Origin of the sequence: Streptomyces sp. NPDC005533, assembly GCF_042871845.1 — a bacterium.
Classification (GTDB): Bacteria; Actinomycetota; Actinomycetes; order Streptomycetales; family Streptomycetaceae; genus Streptomyces.
In genome coordinates this window covers 1-1,547 of the sequence record NZ_JBIAJH010000177.1, presented here as the reverse complement: position 1 = coordinate 1,547, position 1,547 = coordinate 1, and the positions used below count along the sequence as shown (strand labels likewise).

At 66.9% G+C, this 1,547-nt stretch carries 1 protein-coding gene; it reads right to left on the bottom strand.

The genetic code is table 11. The features are described 5' to 3' along the window. Positions 1-814: 814 nt before the first annotated feature. Positions 815-1,177 (bottom strand): hypothetical protein, encoded by a 363-nt coding sequence (locus ACFYP3_RS37755; RefSeq protein ID WP_388842640.1) that lies wholly within the window; start codon positions 1,175-1,177, stop codon positions 815-817. Positions 1,178-1,547: the final 370 nt, after the last annotated feature.

Here is a 1,547-nt window from a genome sequence, read left to right as displayed (position 1 = left end):
AGACCCCCACCCTGCGGATACCTCATACACCCGGCATACCGCGACGATCACCGATCGTCAGCCCCCTACGACAACCCGGCTTCAAAGTCAGTAACCACAGCCCTGCTCCGGCGCTCCCGTTCTCGCCGGACAGTCCCCTCAGGGCCCCCGAGGCAGCTGGCGGGCACCTTCGGAAGGGGGGAAGGCGGCTCAAAAGCGCAGCGCTAAGCGGTGAAGGTGGCTTAGGCAGGTCAACTTGACCGGCTCTGAAGCAGCGGATTTGGCGGTAGCGCCCAACTGACTGCTGTGGACCCTCCGTCTAGTCGTCCCAGCGGGGCGGTCGGTCCTCGCCAACCAGGGCCACTGCCCGTGCAGATCGTGCAGGGCTCCGCTCGTCGGCGGCCCGTCCCCGTACCCGGCGAGCACGTGAGCCGCACTCCGAAAGACGGTGGCGACCACCACCACCCGGGAGGGGGGCTTCGCCAGCGAGGCTTCTCATAACCGGCGGCGAAGGCGTGCAGTCGGAACAACGTGCTGCCGGGCCGGCTGGGCAACGGTGACTGGCGACAGCCCTCAGCCTTCCTGCGGCCCGCAGCACCACAGACGTGTAGGAGCAGCGCCTTCCAGTTCGGCTGACACAGACTGTCGGATCCACCTGGGTTGGACGCTGGATCTGGAAGGCGGGTCCCACCCAGCAACGAGCGGTCGTCGCGCGGGTCCAGCGTCAAGTCTCGGGGCGTCGATAGCTCCAACTGCGTGCGACGATGGCGCTCACCTCACATCAGTGCAGGCATCCAAGGCTGGCCTGCGGGCCTTGTACGTGCTAGTGGCGGTGCTACTCGGCTAAATGGCGGTTCCGCATGTTCAGGCGGGCAGCGCTGCGGGCTGGCCTTATCGCGGCCAATACGCCGACCAGCCCGGCAAGGACGAGGAAGATCACGATGCGGTCAAGAGGGACAACCAGCTCGTAGCCCGGGATGGATTTCTTAATGGTCTTATCCGGCCCAGGCAAGAAGACGCCGACGCGGATGCCGAGTGCCGGGTCCAGGAGCCACTTGACTGTGGCCTCCAGCCGGATCATGTTCTTGCCGCTGCCGCTGCCGCTGCCGCTGCCGCTGCCGCTGCTGCCGCTGCTGCCGCTGCTGCCGCTGCCGCTGCCGCTGCCGCTGCCGCTGCTCAGGCCGACGGCGCGTAGCACGTTCGAGGAACGAGCCGACCGCCAGACCCTGTTTTGTCGCCTCCTTCTCGGAGATCATCTCCGTGCCCTCGCCCAGGGAGGCGAACGCCGCTGGTGGTGAGGAATTCCAGCGGACGGGAGAAACCGGCCGCGTTGACGCCCTTGACCAGCTGGGAGGTAGCGGCGAGCCTGACGATCTCAATAGTCTTCGGGGAGACCGCGACGACGCCCTTGTCGCTCCCCAGTGCGCAGAGAACGGCCTTGTCGCGATTCATGCCTTTGCCCGCCATCGTGACCTAACGAGCTCGTGCATGGTTGGCGGTGGCACGTCGAAAGGTGCAGGTCGGCGCGGTGGTCACCGTGGCTGACGCACCCCGCGGGTGGCGGTCTG